5 protein-coding genes and 1 pseudogene are annotated in these 4,107 nt (G+C 64.8%); 4 read left to right on the top strand and 2 right to left on the bottom strand.

The genetic code is table 11. The features are described from left to right. Nucleotides 1-555, top strand: a pseudogene (locus VFL62_RS15500) (tRNA (adenosine(37)-N6)-threonylcarbamoyltransferase complex transferase subunit TsaD); the annotation flags it as partial. Between the two features lie 7 nt (nt 556-562). Further along, a complete protein-coding gene (locus VFL62_RS15495) occupies nt 563-1,543 on the top strand; it encodes an NAD(P)H-dependent glycerol-3-phosphate dehydrogenase (RefSeq protein ID WP_325173261.1) in 981 nt (326 codons plus the stop codon). Nucleotides 1,544-1,546: 3 nt separating this feature from the next. Here VFL62_RS15495 and VFL62_RS15490 read toward each other — a convergent pair whose 3' ends face one another. Beyond that, entirely contained in the window at nt 1,547-2,056 is a 510-nt protein-coding gene (locus tag VFL62_RS15490) for a c-type cytochrome (protein ID WP_414644733.1), read from the bottom strand. 169 nt (nt 2,057-2,225) lie between these two features. On the opposite strand from VFL62_RS15490, the gene VFL62_RS15485 reads away from it, so the two are divergent. Further along, complete coding sequence (locus VFL62_RS15485; protein WP_325173260.1) at nt 2,226-2,690, top strand: rhodanese-like domain-containing protein; 465 nt, start codon at nt 2,226-2,228, stop codon at nt 2,688-2,690. Between the two features lie 9 nt (nt 2,691-2,699). On the opposite strand, the gene VFL62_RS15480 is transcribed toward VFL62_RS15485, so the two are convergent. Then, nucleotides 2,700-3,443: a haloacid dehalogenase type II gene (locus VFL62_RS15480; protein WP_325173259.1), complete on the bottom strand. Its 744-nt coding sequence runs from the start codon at nt 3,441-3,443 to the stop codon at nt 2,700-2,702. 98 nt (nt 3,444-3,541) lie between these two features. Between VFL62_RS15480 and VFL62_RS15475 the strand changes: the two genes are divergently transcribed. After that, nucleotides 3,542-3,955 (top strand): EVE domain-containing protein, encoded by a 414-nt coding sequence (locus VFL62_RS15475; RefSeq protein ID WP_325173258.1) that lies wholly within the window; start codon nt 3,542-3,544, stop codon nt 3,953-3,955. Nucleotides 3,956-4,107 lie beyond the last annotated feature (152 nt).

The raw sequence follows: 4,107 nt of genomic DNA, 5'->3' as shown, positions 1-4,107 counted from the left end.
AAGATGCTCGGCCTGCCCTATCCCGGCGGCCCCGAGGTCGAGCGCGCCGCGCGCGGCGGCGACCCCGCCCGCTTCGCGCTGCCGCGGCCGATGCTCGGGCGCGACGATGCGAACTTCTCGCTGTCGGGACTGAAGACCGCCGTGCGCAACGAAGCCGCACGGCTGACGCCGCCAGATCAGCAGGACATCCGCGATCTCTGCGCCAGTTTTCAGGCCGCGGTGCTGGAATCGACCGCCGACCGCTTGAGCGTCGGCCTGAAACTGTTTGAGGAACAATTCGGCCCGCCGCGCGCGCTGGTCGCGGCCGGCGGCGTCGCCGCCAATCAGGCAATCCGCGGCGCGTTGCAGGAGGTCGCGGCGAAAGCGCAGACCACGCTGATCATTCCGCCGCCCGCGCTCTGCACCGACAACGGCGCCATGATCGCCTGGGCCGGCGCCGAGCGTCTCGCGCTCGGCCTGACCGACACCATGGACGCCGCACCGCGCGCGCGCTGGCTGCTCGACAGCAATGCCACCGCGCCGGCCGGTTACGCCAATACGCGCGCGGGATTTTGAGGGGCCGATGACCGCATTCAACTCGATCGCCGTGATCGGCGCCGGCGCCTGGGGAACGGCGCTGGCCGGTGTCGCCGCGCGCGCCGGGCGCAGCGTCATTCTCGGCGCGCGCAGCGCCGAGATCGCCAAGGCTATCGCCTCGACGCGCAGCAATCCGAAACTGCCCGGTGTCACGCTGCATGCCGCGATCGAGGTGACGGATGATCTGAAGCGCGTGGCATCGGCGGACGCCATCCTGATCGCGACGCCAGCGCAGAATCTGCGCGCGGCGACGGCGGCGCTGGCGCCGCATCTGGCCGAGGGCGCACCGCTGGTTGCCTGTGCCAAGGGCATCGAACGCGGCACCCATAAATTCATGACCGAGGTGATCGCGGAAGCCGCACCGAAATCGCGCGCGGCGATCCTCTCGGGCCCCGGCTTTGCCGACGAGGTGGCGCGGGGATTGCCGACCGCGGTGACGCTCGCCGCCGACGACGAAGCGCTTGCCAAGGCGCTGGTCCAGGCGCTGGGCTCGGCGACGTTCCGGCCCTATCACTCCACGGACGTGCGCGGCGTCGAAATCGGCGGCGCGGCCAAGAACGTGCTGGCGATCGCCGCCGGCATTGCCGTCGGCAGGAATCTCGGCGCCTCGGCGCAAGCCGCGCTGATTACGCGCGGCTTCTCGGAGCTGGCGCGTTTTGGCCGTGCCTTCGGCGCGCGCGGCGAGACCCTGGTCGGGCTCTCCGGCCTCGGCGATTTGATCCTGACCTGTGCGAGCCCGCAGTCGCGCAATTTCGCCCTCGGGCACGCGCTCGGGCGCGGGCTGACACCGCCGAGCGGCAAGCTCGCCGAAGGCGCGTTCACCGCACCGGTGCTGGTCGAACTCGCGACCGCCGAAAACATCGACATGCCGGTCTCGACCGCAGTTGCCGATATCCTGCGCGGCGCGGTGACGATCGACGAAGCGGTCGAAGGCCTGTTGACGCGCCCGTTCAAGGCGGAAGGGTGATGGTTATTTCTTCTGCCCGCCGGGCACGATCTTCATCACGAAAGCCGCAGATTGCTCGGTGGTGGAATAGGGTCCCGGCACCTTGTTGCTGACCGGCGGCAGCGTTCGAAGATAGGCGACGATCGCGTTCACGTCCTCGCGGGTGAAGTTGGCGAAAGCTCGCCAGGGCATGACGCCGGCGAGTTCGCGGCCATCCGGCCGTTTCCCGGTGGTCAGCGCCGTGACGATCTGGGCGTCGGTCCAACTGCCGAGCCCGCTCTCCTTGTCCGGTGTCAAGTTGGGCCCGTGAAAAATTCCCGCGCCCGGAATCTCGAAGCCGACTTCCGAACCACCGAGAAAGCGCGAATTGTCCGGCTTGCCGAAGAAGTAACCCGGTGTGTGGCAGTCGTTACAGCCCGCAACCGACACCAGATATTTGCCGCGCGCGACGTCGGCGGCCTCCGTCCTGGATGCGGCGAGACTCATAAGCGCGAGCATCGCAAAGGTCGCAACGAAATTCATAAAACGCAGCATGGTCCCCCCGGAAAACAGATCCATTATCGAAACCAGCTTAGGCTGGCCCAACCATGCGCGCAACACGCTCTGATGCCGTCCGCATCCCGCGGAGACCGGCCGTTGATCCAGCGCAACGGTTGTCGAGACCCGCCGCGCTAGTTTTGCTCAAGCGTTTCCGGAGGCTCAGATGACCGACCGTGGATTCAAGGCAGTTGTCGTTATTCTCGCCGCGTTGGTGATTTCGGGGCCGGGCCATGCGGCGGAAAACTGGCCCGATTCCGTGGACCGGTATGTCGCGGAGGTTCGCAAGAGCGTCGACACGACGGACATGGACGGCTATCTCGCGGTGATCAAGGATCCGAACGGCGCGGCGCTGATCGACGTTCGTGAGGAAACCGAATTCAAATCGGGGCACGTCCCCGGCACCACGAATGTGTCCCGCGGCCGTCTTGAATTCCGGGTCTGGAGATCGCTCGGTTATCCGGGCAAGGTCGATTTGAACCGCAAGATCTACGTGCAGTGCGCCACCGGCGGCCGGGCCACGCTGGCGGCCAAGCAGCTCAGGGATATCGGCTTCACCAATGTCACGGCGGTCGTGATGGATTTGGCCGAATGGCAGAAGAAGGGCTATCCCTTTGTGAAGGGTGACTGAGGGCCGGATTCAGCCAAGCACGAACTTCACGAGATCGGCCATCCCGGCGCCAATGCCGTCGGGCATCACGCCCAATTCCTCGGCCGGCGCATTCATGCGGTTGACCCAGAAGGTCGGATAGCCGAACCACTTGGCGCCGGCCGCGTCCCAGCCGGCGAAAGCGGCAAAGGCAATGTCTTCCTTCGCGAGCCTGAAAGCGTCGATCCCCATCTGGTAGGCGCGCGGGTCGGGCTTGAAGGCATTGACCTTGTCGGTCGACAGATGCGGCTCGAAGACATCTTCTAGTCCCGAATTCGTCATGACCGCATCGAGCATTTTCGCGGTGGGATTGGCGAGAAACGCCATGCGGATCCCGGCGGCCTTCAATTGCTTCAGCGCCGGGGCGACATCGGGCCAGGCCTTCAAGGTGAGCCAGGTCTGCATCAGGGCGTCACGCTGATCGGCGCTCAGTTCGACCTTGGATGCCCGCGCCGCGACCAGCAACGCATCCTCGATGACATGCCAGAAGTCCGCATAGTGCCCGCCGACCGTGCGCAGCCAGGTATATTCGAAAATCCGCGTCCGCCAGGCCTCGTTCAGCGCGCGCCCCTTGTCGGCAAACAGTTCTTCGGTCTTTGCGAACACCGGACGCGGATCGGTGATGACAAATCCATCGAAGGCAATTGCCTTGAATGGGCGCGCCGCCGCCCATGCGGCAGGCGTGGCCAGCGTGGCGGCGGCAAGCGTGACGAATTTTCGACGATCGAGATGCATTCCAGCTCCCCCATCGGGCGTGGCACTTGCCCACCCCTTGACGGCGCTTATAGCTCTGTCGTGGTATGATTTGACGTCACAAGGAAGAGAATGCCGTCATGAACTACTGGCTGGTGAAATCCGAACCATCGGTGTGGTCCTGGGACCAGCAGGTCCAAAAGGGCGCGAAGGGCGAGGCCTGGACCGGCGTGCGCAATTTCACCGCGCGGCAGAATCTCGTGAACATGAAGAAGGGCGACAAGGCGTTCTTCTATCATTCCAACGAGGGCAAGGAGATCGTCGGGATCGCCGAGGTGATCAAGGAGGCCTATCCCGATCCGACCGACAAGACCGGCAAGTTCGTCTGCGTCGACATCAAGGCCGACAAGCCGCTGAAGACACCGGTGACGATGGCCGCGATCAAGGCCGACAAGAAACTCGCCGCCATGGCGCTGGTGAAATATTCGCGGCTCTCGGTGCAGCCGGTGACGGCCGAGGAATGGAAGCACGTCTGCAAGATGGGCGGGATGTAACTGAGGAGCAGGTCGTCGAACCGGATAGACCCTTTGTGCGACCAATCCGGAATGAAGACGATATATTTCAGTTGGAAGGGTGTCTTTTTGGCGCCGCTCGCGATGCCCGTGATCGGCTGCGCCGTAATGGCGCCGGTCCTGGGAAACGAAGG

This window comes from Bradyrhizobium sp., from assembly GCF_035701725.1.
GTDB lineage: Bacteria > Pseudomonadota > Alphaproteobacteria > Rhizobiales > Xanthobacteraceae > Bradyrhizobium.
The sequence above is the reverse complement of the archived record's forward strand: the minus strand, read 5'-3'. Positions and strand labels throughout refer to the sequence as shown.